At 48.9% G+C, this 14,630-nt stretch carries 16 protein-coding genes; 8 read left to right on the top strand and 8 right to left on the bottom strand.

Annotation, left to right across the window (positions count from 1 at the left end; all coding sequences use genetic code 11):
* The 3 genes from AAH187_RS15605 to AAH187_RS15615 all read left to right on the top strand — a co-directional run.
* Positions 1-276 (top strand): VWA domain-containing protein (locus tag AAH187_RS15605; protein ID WP_342349397.1); only part of this gene is annotated, 276 nt, incomplete at its 5' end.
* Between the two features lie 77 nt (positions 277-353).
* A complete protein-coding gene (locus AAH187_RS15610; protein ID WP_342349398.1) occupies positions 354-887 on the top strand; it encodes a TadE/TadG family type IV pilus assembly protein in 534 nt (177 codons plus the stop codon).
* On the top strand, positions 884-1,459 hold the full coding sequence (locus tag AAH187_RS15615; RefSeq protein WP_342349399.1) for a TadE/TadG family type IV pilus assembly protein: 576 nt from the start codon (positions 884-886) through the stop codon (positions 1,457-1,459). Before AAH187_RS15610 ends, AAH187_RS15615 begins: the two co-directional genes overlap by 4 nt.
* A gap of 337 nt (positions 1,460-1,796) precedes the next feature.
* On the opposite strand, the gene AAH187_RS15620 is transcribed toward AAH187_RS15615, so the two are convergent.
* Positions 1,797-3,374 (bottom strand): AAA family ATPase, encoded by a 1,578-nt coding sequence (locus AAH187_RS15620; protein ID WP_342349400.1) that lies wholly within the window; start codon positions 3,372-3,374, stop codon positions 1,797-1,799.
* Positions 3,375-3,574: 200 nt separating this feature from the next.
* Between AAH187_RS15620 and AAH187_RS15625 the strand changes: the two genes are divergently transcribed.
* The 3 genes from AAH187_RS15625 (at position 3,575) to AAH187_RS15635 (ending at position 5,611) form a co-directional block, all read left to right on the top strand.
* Positions 3,575-4,180: a cytochrome c gene (locus tag AAH187_RS15625; RefSeq protein ID WP_342349401.1), complete on the top strand. Its 606-nt coding sequence runs from the start codon at positions 3,575-3,577 to the stop codon at positions 4,178-4,180.
* 25 nt (positions 4,181-4,205) lie between these two features.
* A complete protein-coding gene (locus AAH187_RS15630) occupies positions 4,206-4,529 on the top strand; it encodes a hypothetical protein (protein WP_342349402.1) in 324 nt (107 codons plus the stop codon).
* A 470-nt stretch (positions 4,530-4,999) separates the two neighbouring features.
* A complete protein-coding gene (locus AAH187_RS15635) occupies positions 5,000-5,611 on the top strand; it encodes a Slp family lipoprotein (RefSeq protein WP_342349403.1) in 612 nt (203 codons plus the stop codon).
* A gap of 221 nt (positions 5,612-5,832) precedes the next feature.
* Here the strand turns inward: AAH187_RS15635 and AAH187_RS15640 are convergent, their stop codons facing one another.
* From AAH187_RS15640 to AAH187_RS15655, 4 genes are all read right to left on the bottom strand, one after another.
* Positions 5,833-6,684, bottom strand: coding sequence for a hypothetical protein (locus AAH187_RS15640; RefSeq protein WP_342349404.1), 852 nt, complete (start codon positions 6,682-6,684; stop codon positions 5,833-5,835).
* A gap of 449 nt (positions 6,685-7,133) precedes the next feature.
* On the bottom strand, positions 7,134-7,619 hold the full coding sequence (locus AAH187_RS15645) for a response regulator (protein WP_342349405.1): 486 nt from the start codon (positions 7,617-7,619) through the stop codon (positions 7,134-7,136).
* Positions 7,620-7,753: 134 nt separating this feature from the next.
* Positions 7,754-8,422 (bottom strand): hypothetical protein, encoded by a 669-nt coding sequence (locus AAH187_RS15650; RefSeq protein ID WP_342349406.1) that lies wholly within the window; start codon positions 8,420-8,422, stop codon positions 7,754-7,756.
* A gap of 218 nt (positions 8,423-8,640) precedes the next feature.
* Positions 8,641-9,390 carry a S16 family serine protease gene (locus AAH187_RS15655; RefSeq protein WP_342349407.1) on the bottom strand — a complete coding sequence of 250 codons (750 nt, stop codon included), beginning with the start codon at positions 9,388-9,390 and terminating at the stop codon, positions 8,641-8,643.
* Positions 9,391-9,737: 347 nt separating this feature from the next.
* On the opposite strand from AAH187_RS15655, the gene AAH187_RS15660 reads away from it, so the two are divergent.
* The gene (locus AAH187_RS15660; protein WP_342349408.1) at positions 9,738-11,015 is read left to right on the top strand and encodes an HD domain-containing phosphohydrolase; all 1,278 of its coding nucleotides are present in this window, start codon (positions 9,738-9,740) and stop codon (positions 11,013-11,015) included.
* A gap of 209 nt (positions 11,016-11,224) precedes the next feature.
* The gene (locus tag AAH187_RS15665; protein WP_342349409.1) at positions 11,225-11,557 is read left to right on the top strand and encodes a hypothetical protein; all 333 of its coding nucleotides are present in this window, start codon (positions 11,225-11,227) and stop codon (positions 11,555-11,557) included.
* Positions 11,558-11,655: 98 nt separating this feature from the next.
* Here the strand turns inward: AAH187_RS15665 and AAH187_RS15670 are convergent, their stop codons facing one another.
* The 3 genes from AAH187_RS15670 to AAH187_RS15680 all read right to left on the bottom strand — a co-directional run.
* Positions 11,656-12,615: an NAD(P)-dependent oxidoreductase gene (locus AAH187_RS15670; protein ID WP_342349410.1), complete on the bottom strand. Its 960-nt coding sequence runs from the start codon at positions 12,613-12,615 to the stop codon at positions 11,656-11,658.
* Complete coding sequence (locus AAH187_RS15675; protein ID WP_342349411.1) at positions 12,612-14,168, bottom strand: agmatine deiminase family protein; 1,557 nt, start codon at positions 14,166-14,168, stop codon at positions 12,612-12,614. Before AAH187_RS15675 ends, AAH187_RS15670 begins: the two co-directional genes overlap by 4 nt.
* 258 nt (positions 14,169-14,426) lie before the next feature.
* On the bottom strand, positions 14,427-14,630 hold a 204-nt coding region (locus tag AAH187_RS15680), incomplete at its 5' end, for a nitrilase-related carbon-nitrogen hydrolase (protein ID WP_342349412.1).

The following is a 14,630-nucleotide window of genomic DNA, read 5'->3' on the forward strand; positions in this document are numbered from 1 at the left end:
ATGTCCAGTTACGGTTCCCAACAATGCAATATCCCCCAGGGACCACTAGCCGGTTACCTTAACTATCTCGCAACCCAGATGGCTATTGACAATGCCGCAGCAATCAAAGCTCAGGGCGTTGAAATCTATACCATTGGATTGGGCAACATCGATCAGGCATTTCTCGCAACGCTCTCCAGCGGATCAGCTTTTGCCTACTATACCCCTGACTCCTCAGAGTTGGAGGGAATTTTCCAACAAATCGCCAATATTCTCAAACTTGTCCTCATTAGTTAGGCAACCACGATGGCACACAATGATAACCATGGCACGCGTAACTGGGATTATGGGTCCACAAGCAGGAGGATTCCCCAATGAACGGGTTGATCAAATCTTTTCGTAAACTATTGTCTCCATGCCATAACGAGTCAGGAATCTCGGCCGTTGAAGTGGGGTTAACCATGCTCGTGTTCCTCACGTCTCTCTTCGCCGTAGCGGAAATGGGCTGGTTTTTTGTACACCAGAATACCCTTACTTCCGCAGTAAGAGAGGGCATTCGTATTGGGACGGTAGGCGCGACTTCAGTCGATGGCAACGGGAATTCCTTATCACGGGAAAATTCAATCAAACAAGCCATTCAACAAAGCGCCGCAGCCGTGATGGACATTCCTTCGTCGGATATTTTCATTTTTCCCGTCGATGCCGATTGGACCGATCCCGATGATCCGGCGGTTGTTGGAACGGCAAGTGCCGGCGGTGCCGGCGCTTTTATGCGGGTCAGAGTCAATTTCACCCACCAATTTTTTACACAATTGATCGGTGGGTTATTTGGACCAGGTGATACCATTGTCATGTCGTCCGAGGGAACCTACCGCAATGAAAACTTCATCCTAGGAGGCGGCTCATGATGGCATCATTATTACAGATAGGGCGAAATGAACGGGGAACCGCTTCCATCGAACTCGCTTTTTCCCTCATGATTTTTCTCTTCGTCGCCTTTGGCATTGTCGAATACGGGAGCATCATCAACGAACGCAATGCGCTCACCCAGCTAGCGAGGGAGGGCGCAAGCTTAGCCTCGCGAAACCTGACGACCAGCCAGAATATGATGGATCTTCTCGGCTCCACAAACAATGCTCTGGATTTCAAAAATCATCCATCCAAATATCATATTTACTTAGCCCAAATCACCGCTGGGACCGTCGCGGACAATAACCCTACCTGTACGGTCGTTGAGCAGGGAGGTTTTAACGGCTCCGGCGTAGAGGCTCCAGCGCTTCCGAATTGTGATTTACCGCAAAATCTTTACGACTATTTGATTTATGTTCCCGGTACCGGTGCAACAGTACAACAGTTTACCGTGCTTAAAGTCTATTATGAACATGATCCAATGACCCCTGTCGGGGCACTAGGTGCTCAATTTGGATGGGGGGGCAACCTGGGAAACAGTGTGACCTTGTTTAGCCGAGCAATTTTTTAATCTAAGACGTCAGGAATCTGTCCAGGAACATTCTCCTGCACCATATATTTTTAGATTGGATAGACAGCATTCCGTTAAACAGACTTGCGAAGCAACCAGACGGAAGTCCCCCAACCCTTCTCGGCTGTTCTTCTCATATTTTTCATCCCTGAGATGGGAAGGTATAAAATACCGGGTGGTACTGTAACCTCATTTTGTTGATCTTCCATATACACTCCCTGAATAGAGGACGGACTATCCCCTCAAAGCCATCCAAGCATTTCCCAATTTTCTTACAGCGTGAGTACAACGCGCCAGGACAGGATCATTCACACATGTCCATTTCATAAGTTTGGCTTTAATTTGCCCTATTTCTTCGTTGTTCAATAAGACTCTCTAGCGTGGATCTGACCGTTTGCAAATCGGTCGAATCCAGGCGAATCGAAGTGTCCTGTTCAAGTTTGGTTAAGGGCTCCCCTTTGGCCTTTTGCTGTTCCATGACTCCAATCGTTGCATCAGATGCATCGGTCCGTTGTTTAGCTCGAGATGCTATTCGCTCGGCCAACACCTCGTCCGGCGCCCAGACGTCCAAGATAACAACAGACACGAGCCTTTCATGGGCGAGTCGGATGAATGATTGTCTTTGTGCGCTCTCAATGAATGTAGCATCCACAACGACAGAATAGCCCGCCTGTAACATCGTATTTGCAAGGTCCCATAACCGATCATAGGTTGCACGAGTCATATCTGGCGAGTACAAGCTCTTTGAAGTTTCCTGACCAACAACGATTTTAGGTTGTTCGGCATGGATCCGTTTACGTTCCACATCGGATCGCACGCGCATAGCACCCAACGCTTTCACCACTTCAGTGGAGACCGTCGTCTTCCCGGTCCCGGATACTCCATGCATCAGCATCAACATTGGAGGAGAGGGCATCATCAATCGATGGGCAAACTCCACGTATCTGCTTATTTCTTGAAGGATATCTTCCCGAACTGCGTTTCCGGGTTCTACCTGAGCCAGACGCAAGCCTGCGACTTTCGCCCGAACAAGTGCCCGATACACCTCATACAGCCGGAACACACTCATCCCGGCATAGTCTCCAGTCACTTCCAGATAACAGTTTAAAAACCAATAGGCTAAATCCACCCGATCTCTACTCTCTAAATCCATGACCAAAAACGCGACTTCACTGATGACATCAATCCAACGTAACCGTGGTTCAAATTCCAATGCATCAAAGACACAGATCCGGTCCTCCAATAAGGCAATATTTCCCAAATGAAGATCACCATGACACTCCCGAATCTGCCCTGAAGCTTTGCGTTGTTTTATTATTGACCTTAAGCGCCTCCATTCCTGGTTTATCCATTCTTGAATATCCTGCAAACAGGATTGAATCCGCGCAGGGAGGGCAGTATGAGGAATGTCCTCGAAGCACTCTGTTATAGGTTGCCAGACCATATCCGGCTCTCCATAGGGCATGAGATCTTCTGCAGGGTCAAGCCGGCTATGGAAAATACCGATATCTCTGGCCAGTTGACCGACCACCGATTCATCCAGGGAGCCCCTTTCAAGGAGATTGTGAAACTCCTGATTGGGAGGAAATTGTTTCATTTTGACGGCCCATTCAAAAGGGCATCCGTCGCCATCCATGCGTGGATCTGATGGCGATCCAGTGATGGACACCACCCCGAGATAGAGATGTGGAGCTAACCGTCCGTTGAGACGAACCTCTTCTTCACAAAACCACTTCCGTTTTTCAAGTGTGGAAAAATCAACAAAGGAAAACAACACGGGCTTTTTAATTTTGTAGACATACCGACCGGTTAGAAAGACCCAAGAAATATGCGTTTCCACCAGGGTGACCTGACTCACCGGGTGTGCATAACATTTCGGATTCTGCAGCGAGGCGACTAACTGAGAAGAAATCATAGCCATCCAATAAAGACCACTAGCCTCTGAGAGGAAATGAAAACATATCGTTCTGGACCGCACTCCATTTAGTGCACTTGCTCATCCTACCCAATTTCACTCCTTTCACCAAACAGACCAAAGCATCCACTGATGATAAACGTTCATTTGACTTGTGAAGAAAATGCCCGACCAGGTACACTATAAATATCTGACCAATTATGTTGAGACGAATCAAAACCTTTTTCATTATATTTCTGTTTCTCCTGGTCGTGGCCCTATTGACAGCGCTCTGGTTGTTACCGGGCATGTTCTCTGCCAAAGCTACTCCCCCCGAGTGGGAAGTGAAAGCGGCAAGATTTATCCGCCATCTGGCAACTCCAAGCCACTTCCTCAAGATGACGAACCCGATTCTTTCTTCTTCAGAAGCACTTGCGGACGCTCGGCATCATTTTGCCGATCACTGCGCGACCTGCCATGCCAATGATGGAAGTGGGAAAACACATATGGGTCCGAATTTCTACCCTCCTGTTCCTGACCTCAGGGACCCTGCCATTCAGGCTATGGCTGATGGCGAATTGTTTTATGTCATCCATTACGGCATTCGATTCACCGGAATGCCAGCCTGGGGGAAAGGTTTGCCGGAAGAAGATCTCGACAGCTGGAAATTAGTACACCTTATTCGACATTTTCCCAATATCACTCCTGAAGAAATTACGGAGATGAAACAATATAATCCCCTTACCCGCGAAGAACGGGAGCAACAAGAAACCCTTGATCAATTTTTATCAGGAGAAGATGTGGTACCCCAAAACCACCATCATTGATTTCATAATTCAAGGAGTCATCATCATGAAATATTTCAGCATTTTAGCCGTTCTGTGTTCCATGTTTCTGACCGCCCCAGCCTGGGCACATGGCGATGCCGCTCATGTGATGGGAACCGTCACCGAATCGGGAAATGACCATGTAGTGGTCACAACTCCAAAAGGGGAATCCCTGACCCTCGCCTTTCATCCTCAAATTACGTTTCAACAAAATGGCATCCATGTAGAAAATGCTCGGCCGCAGGTTGGCGACCGACTCGTGGCCGAGGTTTCCAAAAAAGAAGTCCCTGAAAACCGGGACTGGGTTGCGACGGAGATCACATTTTCCACACCAAAAAAGAAACCTTGATTACCGAACACGATCACGACCCAGAATGAGAAAAAAAGGCCTGTGATTTTTTTGGGTATGCCGAATGAAGTGTTTTATTTGGAAGGACTAAACCACAATCTTACATAATCCGCATATTCATTTTTTTCTTAATCTATTTACATGGATCAATCCTCCCGAATTTTGATCATTGGCCCTACCTTCAAGAGGCCAAGACAACAGTATGCCATTGACTAAATTCCAGGATTTCTAGCTTTGGATCAGAACTCCCTGGCGACTGGCCTCACATAACAAGCAGGACAGGCGCAAGATTGAACAAATGGATCGGAGTCTATAACGGACGCCATACTGAGATGCCATTTGGGGTGAATAGGGCCAGTCCGGTTTACAAAGAAAGCACTCTGGGCACTAGAGGTATGGGATGAATCTGTTTTATTTGAATATTTTCCAGGTGGAGGAATATCCCGTATAAAGATGGATGAAGGAGCAAGATGACCTACTCCAGGGCTGTTAGTCTCTCACCTGTTGTTTTTCGCAATAAACTGGTTTTCCTTTTATTCCTCACCGTGCTTTGTGCCGGAGGATGCTCGACCCCCTACCAAAGTACTCTTCCTCCCAATCTGGCCGAACAAATCGATCCCTTATTAATGTTCCCACGCATTAAAGATGATCCTGACAGCTTCAAGGGAAAACTAGTCATACTTGGCGGACAAATCCTGGCGGCGAAACGCTTACAAAATTCAACCCAACTCACAATCCTCCAATTGCCTCTCATCGATGACCAGGAACCCACGACTGAACTTACTCAATCCCAAGGACGATTTATTGCAGAACAACAGCAATTTCTAGACCCCGCCACGGTCCCTCCCGGAAGCCGGATCACCCTGGCAGTAGAAATATCCGGCTCTGTCCAACAGAGTCTCGATGAAGACATATATACCTATCCCACTTTCCTCATTAAACATTTCAAAATCTGGCCAGCGTATTCTCCTGATTACGACCGGTATAGATCCTATCCTCAACCATTGTTTTATCCCTATGCGTATCCGTACTGGCGGGGATATGGCCGGTTTTACCCATCTTACCCTTTTGGCTATTGGTAAGACGCTTTCCCTAACCCACAGACACACCCGCGCTACTATTTCCGAGAGCCTCAGGGATATTCAATTGCCCAAATAACTCGTAGGATCTGGAACACCCAAGGACTCCCTGGGAACCATGCCAACCCGATTCAATCTCTTTAAATATTAAAAAAAAGGAGGAGGCATGGCCTCCTCCCACAATAAACGAGTATTTCAAATAAACTGGAAACTCGACAGGAGATTTACAACTTTGTGTCCGGGTGCTGTTCCTGGGGTATGGATTCAATTGGCATCTCTTCCACTAACGGAGCTTCCATTGGGTGCTCTTCACTAACAGAACTTTCTCCGATGGAGACGTCATCCACAACAGGATTTCCCTCAATGACCCTGGCTTCCATAGGAGCGGGAGCTATGATTGCCACGCTATCGAAATCAGCCATTAACCCTATCGTATCCTCTCCACCGTCTAACAAAAGAGTAATATTCGTAGTATCGTTCCGCCATTCCGCCACCATCTTCAGATGGCCGCGAAGCAGGGCTTGTCCCCAGAGACTTTGATCATATTGGTACAACGAATCTAACCAGATTTCCTGAACTGACGTGGGCATGCCATAAGACTGGGTTATCCAATTTTCCACCGCATGGAAATCTTGCACATAGTCCACAGCATCATCATGTTTCGGTTCAAAGAGATAATTCGCCTGAGCAAGTTGATCTTCATAAAAAGTGTAGGTTAACGACGCATCAATTCCTTCGATTTGACGACGATACCCCACCCGCTGCTCGTAGATCTCCAATACCGGAGACTGGAGTTCCCAAACCGGCTGCACCGGTTCATTCAGTTTTACCTCTTGGGCATTCATTCCCCACTCCGTACTTCGCCGTTCCAAAGCCTGGGGTTGAGCAGGAACGACCGTTTTTTGAATCACGGATGGGTGCGCTTGATGGTGGGTTGGCCCCGCCAGCAAATGACCATTGGAATCCCGGTGACGGGTGAATATCAAATATTCAGATGCCTCATAGGCCAAACTTGTCGTCAACAGGGTTGTTCCCAACATGACAACTGCGCCCGTCAAGCTCAAATGTGTTTTCATAGCATTTCCCATTGTCCTCAAGGTTTTCAATCGCAATGAATAATGAGGATCCCTGTATGGATGAATACACAGGTAGATCTCCCGTTATCACCACTCGTCAGTCAATATAGAATAGTGTCGGTTGTTGAGAAGGCAACTTGAGGGGGCAAAAGCAGAAACCTCTTATCTGGACATAGCCTACATTCATGACCCTTACTTTGGCTCAGAAGTACCGAAAACCGGGCACCCGGGAAAGAAGAGGGCGAAAGACCAAAAGAGGAGAAAGCTCTCATACGAAGTGACCTCAATGAGTGTCTTTCCGTTTAAGATTCTTCACATACTGGGCCATGACTAGAGGAAAGGTGAAAAACCAATCTAGAACGTGAGCGCCCACCTGGGGCGAAGAGAGAAGAAAAAATGGACACCGAGGTTTGACCGGGAAAATCGCGAATACCGCACGATACCGACTTTTAACACCAGGCGACATTGGCGGAGGAATCTCCGCCACTTCCCGCCAATGGCTGTTCAAGAACTTCCGCCCAGTGCTTTCTCAAATTGTTAAACATCTGGAGATACCCGGTATAGGAATTGGGTTTCTGCATGTATCCATTCACCCCCATACCAGCGGTGAAACAGATATCCTTTGGAGCATTTGACGTGGTCAACACCACAATGGGAATACTTGCCAGAGATGGATCCTTCTTGATTTCAGTGAGAACTTCCCCTCCGGTCATGTGAGGCATATTTAAATCCAGGAGAATCACACTAGGGCGTGGCGCACATTCTCCCCTGGAAAAGAGGCCACGGCGGTATAAGTAATCCAGCAATTCGGTGCCATCATTCACACACCGCAATTCCTGTCCAACCGGGATCTCGTCCCATGCCTCTTTCACAATTTCGCAGTCATCGGGATTATCATCAACAAGCAGAACTGTGTGGATGGGCAGAGTCATCATCAGTATTCCTTGAATTGACTAAACGGGAGATCAAAAATCGGGCTGGGCAATACCGATTCCCAACAGCAAAGAACCACTGTTCTTTATCGGCAATTTTTCAAAAACCTTTCCTCCACGGACGAACGATGACACGCTTATGGTTTTGCGAATCCCGTCGAAACACCCCCCGCCGTCAAGGAAGGAACATTGAGATGAGAGGAGAACAACTGTCGAAAGGAAGGAGACTCCGGAAATTTTTTTGGCCATTGCGGGAGATGTCGGACATGCAACCACTGAAGGAGTGCATCCCAGCCGGTCACACGAATGACATCAGCATGGGGAATTGCCCGGTTCCAGGGTTGATCCATGACAAAGACTTGTCTGTCGAGAGCACGATAGGCCTGAATATGGTGAGGATGATCGTCAATCGCGGCTGTGATCGATTCGGGAATGTCGGTTTTCTCTTCAGTGTGATACAGCGCATCAAAAGGAAGACCATGCTCCTCTAACCAACGAAGAGTCTGAGGTCGTGAATAGGGACGCCGAGCCGTCACGATGATAATCCGATAACGCTGATGGATGAGTGTCAAGGCCTGTCTTGCCCCTGGAAACAGCGGTAACCGTGGGATAGACTCCTGGTGAAATCGGGAGAAAATTTCCTCAAGAAGCTCAGGCGCTAATTGACTAGCATCTAATCCACCAGCACTCCCATACAGACCCACAGGCCATAACCTTCCGGTCAATTCCTGAAACAACCGCTGCACTTCCGGCTCCGCGCGGCCCAAGACATTATCAATATCAACCGCAAAACATGGTCGGATCATCGAAGATTACTCCATTAATGATTGCTTGGGCACGTCGACCTGCGAAAGAAAACTCCAACACAAAAGTTGCGCGCTCCTCGTTTGGATACCATAGAAACATTTGAACCATACAAGCAAGCTGGCCGGAAACACCTTTGGGATACCATACAGCTCGAACATCTCTCCCCTCACCCACAGGGATTACCATACATAGGACCGGATGTTCAGTAAAAAAGAGGTTACTGAGATAGGCTTGCAGCAATAGACTGGTCGTTGAGATGGCTTCGAAGGGGGCGATGGGTTAACGCGAGATATGCATGTTTGATGGATCCTACCGGTGACACTTCCATCAGGAACGGAGTTTCCCAATCATCATCCGCCACGTCGGGTTCCTCTGGAATGAGCACCCGCCGATACCGTTGTTCATGCGCGGCTAAGATCTTTAACGGGACTCCTCCCACAGTTCCCACATGTCCATCCGCCGTAACGGTACCCGTCAGAACCGTCTCCTCATCCACGGGCTCATTTTTAGCAAGGGCAACGACATTCAGGGCCGCCATGGCCGATAAACTTTCCCCGTACAACGTGACTCCCGGATAGGGCAAAATAAACCTGACCGTCCAGGAATCAGGATTCAGGCCAGCAGCTTCAACCACCAAACCCAAGGCATCTTTGACCGACTGTTGGGCATAGGGTGAAAACTTCCCTGGCCTGGTAAGAAATTGAAGATCCAACCCTTTGTGATCTCGTCGCTGAAGAAACTCCAATTGAACTTCCGCAACAATACCCACCTGTTCAGATTGTGCATTCGTCGTCGTCCCAAGGATGGGAATCGCCCTTCGAACAGGGTTAATCGGAAAATCGGTTTCTGAAGCCGCATGGCTGGAGGAGGGAAGACCGAATGCTAGGAATATGGAGAGAAGAATGCCTCCCAGGAATAACCAAGATGTCGAGGACACGTTCTGTGGATGAGCAGACCAAGCAGTCAAGCATTCTGCGCACCCACTTTGAAATGATGTTCGCCCTCCACCCATCGCCATCCCCCGTGAAAGCTGTCTTCACCTTTTCGGCCTGGCAAAGAGCACACTTAAGCTTTGCGAGGTCTGGCACCATGACTTGCTGTCTCTGATCGTCCCGAGGCCTTATCAATTCATAGATATTCCTTTCACCGGACAACAGGGACATTCTTCATATGGAGGGCCGTTCAATCTCGTTACCTGTCCACGAATGACAGAGAAGATTAAGAACGGTCCAAAGAACACCGATGAGGACATCAGGCATTTCCCTCAATTGAGGGAATGGGATTTCCATTCTAGAACGCCTCATCGGCAACCATATGGCCATCAAACGAATTCCAACAACATCGGCTCAAGTGGGAATGTACCTCTGTGGAATTGACCGCTCATGGCTGAATACCCCCTTCCTCGTGCACCGGTTTCTCATTAAATGTTCCAGTGATATTGCCAAATTACAACAGGCCGGAATTGAAGAAATCACCATTGATACTGATCGTGGGCATGACGTGCCATCAGATTCTGAACCACCACAGACTCAAGATGATGAGCTCTCATCCAAACAGGACCCTCCGATACCTGATTCCTCCGTCCCACCGGAAGCCGAACGTCTTCAGCAGCTTTCACCCTCTATCCAGGGAAAATCACTATCCGGTGAACTCACCACGATGAAGCTGGTGCGGAAGTATATGCTTGAAGGAGTACAGGATATCCTTCACACACTGCAGAAAACCGGAGGGCTCGCCATAGAACAGGTTCATCAGATCACTGAATCCGTTATGGCTGAAACCCTCGGACATGAAGAAGCCTGCATCGCCATGATTCGGACCAGAGACTTTTCTCCGGCCTTGTACGATCACGCACTCGCGGTCAGTACATTAGCCGTGTTACTGGGACGAGCTGTGGGGTTGGACAACACCGCGTTACAACACCTGGCAAGCGCGGGCCTCCTCCACGACGCGGGGCTCTTGAACCTTCCACAAGTCCTTCATCGGCCGCTCAACCAGTTATCTGACTCAGAATTAGGCCTGTACCAGAAACATCCCCGACGTGGAGCTGACATGCTGTCACAACAGTCTTGTTTGGCTGACGAGGTCGATACGTTAATCCGCGAACATCATATCGCGCTGGATGGATCAGGATACCCTGCGAATATTGATCCGGCAAAAATCCAAACACCCACCCGAATCCTTCGTATTGTCGACGAGTATGATGAATTATTGACCGGTCACCACACCGGGAAACCTCTCGCGGTCAGAGTCGCGCTCCAAACGTTGTATCAACAAGGCAGGAAAGGGCTATTAGATGGGGAGTTAGTGGCGACCTTCATAAATCTTATCGGAATCTATCCCACCTATGCCCTGGTGGAATTGAGCACCGGCGAAAGGGGAATCGTCACAGCGAACTCCAGAGATAATCTGCTTCAACCCACGATCCTCCTTATCCAGGACGCCATTCATCAACCCTTGCCTGAACCGATCCCGTTCAACTTCTCTGTACTATCCTCTCATGAACCACGGCCAGAAATTGTGCGGGTCCTCGCTCCCGAACAAGTCGGTATTGACCTTGATTCTGCTCTGGAAAATTGGATGACCTTGTAGTCATCCTTCCTGTCGGTCAGATCGAGAAGGCTCTCTCACCCCACCCGGGACTGATCCGGTTCAGAAAGCCGAACCGCAATTCACACCAATTTTAAGAAACAAACACCACTGGGTCCCCCCCGCAAGGTTTAAAAAAGGAATGCCGATACAGGCCCAGGCATTTCCCAACCAACCCGCACCGCACCAGAGGCGGAACGGAGGGCTCAAGAATGAAAAAGATCCGTCAGCAACCGACCACAAGAACATGGCGTCTACTATCCCTCACAGGCCTGGCCCTCTCGGTCGCATTCTTCCTGAATGAAGGACAAGCCAGAACATTGCCCATGTCTCCCTCCACTCAATCCATCAAAGAGCAATGTACTCACCCCACCCAAATGGCATCAAAAAATTATCCTTTAGAAAAAGATCATGCTTCCCAATCGACAAAATCCACTAAGCACCATGATTTAGGAACCCGGGAAAGGGATAACGATGATAAACCACAAAAGAAAAAATTCGGGTTAGCGATTTTATTTCTAGGAACCTTGGCAGAAAAGAGCTAATTCGCTTTTTGTTAAAGATAGAACACTCTCCCAAAATTGGAGCAAGGCAGCTTCCCACAGGGGCAAAAAAATTGAGGAAATTCGGATCCGGCTTTGAATTACTTTGACAACAAACGAGGCGAGGAATCTGCGGTGATAAAGGTCGGCGACAAATCTTCTAGCGCCAATAACAACGCATGCGTCCCGGAACGCCCGTGGCCATTGGCTTGAATCGCAACATAGAGCTTTCGCACAAGTGAAAGCCCTGTCAGAAGTAAGCCCATTCGTTTGGCTTCATCTAATGCCATACCCATATCCTTAATAAAATGCTCCACAAAAAATCCGGCTCCAAAATCCCGTTTCAGTATCCGTGGCGCCAGATGGTCAAGTGTCCAGCATCCCGCGGCCCCACTGGATATGGAGTGTAACAAGGTTTCGCCATCCAATCCGGCCTTGTGGGCATACAATAACGCTTCACACACACCGATCATGGTGCCGGCAATCGTAATTTGATTACAGAGTTTGGCATGCTGTCCGCATCCTGCCTGACCTTGATACACTAAAGTTCTTCCAAACACGGACAAGATCGGCTTGACCGCCTCAAATACTCTGGAATCTCCACCCACCATAATGGACAACGTGCCATCTTTGGCGCCAACGTCACCGCCCGAAACAGGCGCATCAAGAACCGACGCGGATTTTGAAGCGGCCAAACTGGCCAATTCACGGGCCAATGTCGGCTCGGAAGTGGTGAAGTCCACAAACACTTGACCGGAACGAGCCTGTGACAACAGTCCCTCGGGTTGGAGATAAATCTTTCGAACGTCCTGAGGAAAGCCCACCATCGTACATACCACATCGGCCTCCGCGACTAAGGCTGCTGTAGACTCTGCCCACCGCGCCCCTTGATCCAACAGCATCTGAGCTTTAGAAGGAGTGCGGGTATGTACCGTCAAGGCATACCCCGCACGAAGGAGATGTTCACACATTGGCGCGCCCATCACTCCAGTGCCAATCCATCCAATTCGAACAGACAAGGGAAGAATAATAGGTTCGGCCGCAGAGGAAGAGGTATTCATGAACGCTCCTTGAGGATCGAAGATTGATCAGAGGCTGGCTGTTGTTGCGTCAAACAATGAATGGTTCCGAACCCCCAGACCAGATCCACAGCATGAATACCCACCACGGCTCGATCAGGAAACAGGTCGGCCACAATCCCTAACGCCACCCGATCCTGAGGATCATTAAAGGTTGGCACCAACACGACAGTATTGCCGATATAAAAATTGGCATAACTGGCGGGTAGCCGTCGTCCTTCAAAATACAGCGGCTCAGGCATCGGCAAGGGGACTACCAGTAACTTTCTCCCGTCCTCCACCCGCATCCCCTCCAATCGTTCGGCATTTTCAGCCAAGGGACGGTAGTTCTCATCGGCTGGATTGGATTCCTGACACAGCACCACCGTATAGGGATCCACGAACCGGCACACATCATCCACATGTCCATGCGTATCGTCACCGGCAATGCCTTGTCCCAACCAGAGAACCTGGGAAATGCCTAAATGTGTGCGAAACACTTCCTCATAATCCCATCGGGAATACCCGGGATTCCGTACCTGCACCTGCTCATCCAACAAACATTCTTCTGTGGTCAACAATGTTCCTTGGCCGTTCACATCGATGGCGCCACCCTCCAGAACAACCCCTTTCCGATTTCGCTCAACCGGAACCACGGGAATCTTAAGTTTCGGGCCTAACCGTAAGGGAATACGATCATCCAATTGCGAATCGGGATACTTGGCCCAGGCAGTAAATCGAAAACGGGCAATCGCCACTTGAGGTTCAGGCTGATCCCGTTTCACGAAAATGGGGCCAAAGTCTCTCGCCCACCCCCGATTGGTCGGAACACGAAAAAATTGAATACGGGTCATATCCACGCCAACTTTGGCCAACACCCGCCGGGCTTTTAATTCATGGTCTTTGTCATTCACCAAAATCCGAACAGTTTCTCCCCCAGAGATTTTCCGAACCATTTCTCCATACACCCAGGAGATCGCTCCCATTTTCCCCGGCCAATCTTTCGTATTATGGGGCCATCCGAGCCAAGTCGCCTCGTGTCGCTCCCACTCTGCGGGCATCCGAAAATCTAACTTAGATCCCCTCGCCTTAAGAGGGACTTTCTCCTGATTAGAGAAAGTGCGAGAGTGGGAATCCTCTGGGTCCATCTCCCGGCCAGGGCTCAGCTCTGAATCCATGACAGGGCTAGGGGGAGAATGAAGGTTCTCAGAATTTTCCATGACTCTCACAATCTCCTCCACCACATCATCAGTCTTGTTCAGAACATCATCATTCAAAAATCGAAGGACACGAAAGCCTAAAGCCGTTAAATAATTTGTGGACTCTTCATCAGCGGTTTCTTGCTTTCGTTGTTCCTCATCATCCAGCTCAATAATCAGCATCCATTCCAAACAACAAAAATCGACGATACTCCTACCGATTGGATGTTGCCGCCGGAATTTCCATCCCTTGATCTGACCATCTCGAATTTCCTCCCAGAGCCGCTGTTCAGCATCGCTTTGATTCCCAAGTAAATGAGCCGCAAAGGATCGCCATCTTGGTGAAATTCGCTTCAACTTTCCCCCTCACTCTTCATTCAGTTCCTCTTCGGAACCAAATCACAACGGGGCAACCGAATCATCTAGCCTTATGGATAAGCGAAGCACCACATACATGTCCAGATTTTGATGTAAAAATCCATGTTGTATCGGAAAAATTCTGGACAAGCAATGGGTTCCCTCTCCCTACGAGGGGACTTATTTTTTTAAGAAAAAGCGCGAGGGAAATGAAGGACAGATCCGATCTTACCGAGGACAAGTCAAATAGGCCCTGGGCTATTCATCTAAAAATCTCTTTGTGATCCCTCCATACGCATCAATGCGGCGATCGCGAAGGAAAGGCCAGTTACGTCTGACTTCTTCAATGCGCTTGAGATCGATATCCACCACCAGCGTTTCTTCTTTCTCAACCGACGCTTGAGCCAGCACCACACCAAACGGATCACACACAAACGAACTGCCCCAAAACTCCAACCCATC

Source organism: uncultured Nitrospira sp., assembly GCA_902500695.1.
Lineage (GTDB): Bacteria > Nitrospirota > Nitrospiria > Nitrospirales > UBA8639 > Nitrospira_E.

What these genes read in the sequence shown, in the direction of transcription:
- AAH187_RS15615 (WP_342349399.1), top strand. Translation starts at nt 884, where the DNA reads ATGATGGCATCATTATTACAGATAGGGCGAAATGAACGGGGAACCGCT.
- AAH187_RS15635 (WP_342349403.1), top strand. Translation starts at nt 5,000, where the DNA reads ATGACCTACTCCAGGGCTGTTAGTCTCTCACCTGTTGTTTTTCGCAAT.
- AAH187_RS15665 (WP_342349409.1), top strand. Translation starts at nt 11,225, where the DNA reads ATGAAAAAGATCCGTCAGCAACCGACCACAAGAACATGGCGTCTACTA.
- AAH187_RS15620 (WP_342349400.1), bottom strand. Translation starts at nt 3,374, where the DNA reads ATGATTTCTTCTCAGTTAGTCGCCTCGCTGCAGAATCCGAAATGTTAT.
- AAH187_RS15630 (WP_342349402.1), top strand. Translation starts at nt 4,206, where the DNA reads ATGAAATATTTCAGCATTTTAGCCGTTCTGTGTTCCATGTTTCTGACC.
- AAH187_RS15625 (WP_342349401.1), top strand. Translation starts at nt 3,575, where the DNA reads ATGTTGAGACGAATCAAAACCTTTTTCATTATATTTCTGTTTCTCCTG.
- AAH187_RS15610 (WP_342349398.1), top strand. Translation starts at nt 354, where the DNA reads ATGAACGGGTTGATCAAATCTTTTCGTAAACTATTGTCTCCATGCCAT.
- AAH187_RS15645 (WP_342349405.1), bottom strand. Translation starts at nt 7,619, where the DNA reads ATGATGACTCTGCCCATCCACACAGTTCTGCTTGTTGATGATAATCCC.
- AAH187_RS15670 (WP_342349410.1), bottom strand. Translation starts at nt 12,615, where the DNA reads ATGAATACCTCTTCCTCTGCGGCCGAACCTATTATTCTTCCCTTGTCT.
- AAH187_RS15660 (WP_342349408.1), top strand. Translation starts at nt 9,738, where the DNA reads ATGGCCATCAAACGAATTCCAACAACATCGGCTCAAGTGGGAATGTAC.
- AAH187_RS15650 (WP_342349406.1), bottom strand. Translation starts at nt 8,422, where the DNA reads ATGATCCGACCATGTTTTGCGGTTGATATTGATAATGTCTTGGGCCGC.
- AAH187_RS15640 (WP_342349404.1), bottom strand. Translation starts at nt 6,684, where the DNA reads ATGAAAACACATTTGAGCTTGACGGGCGCAGTTGTCATGTTGGGAACA.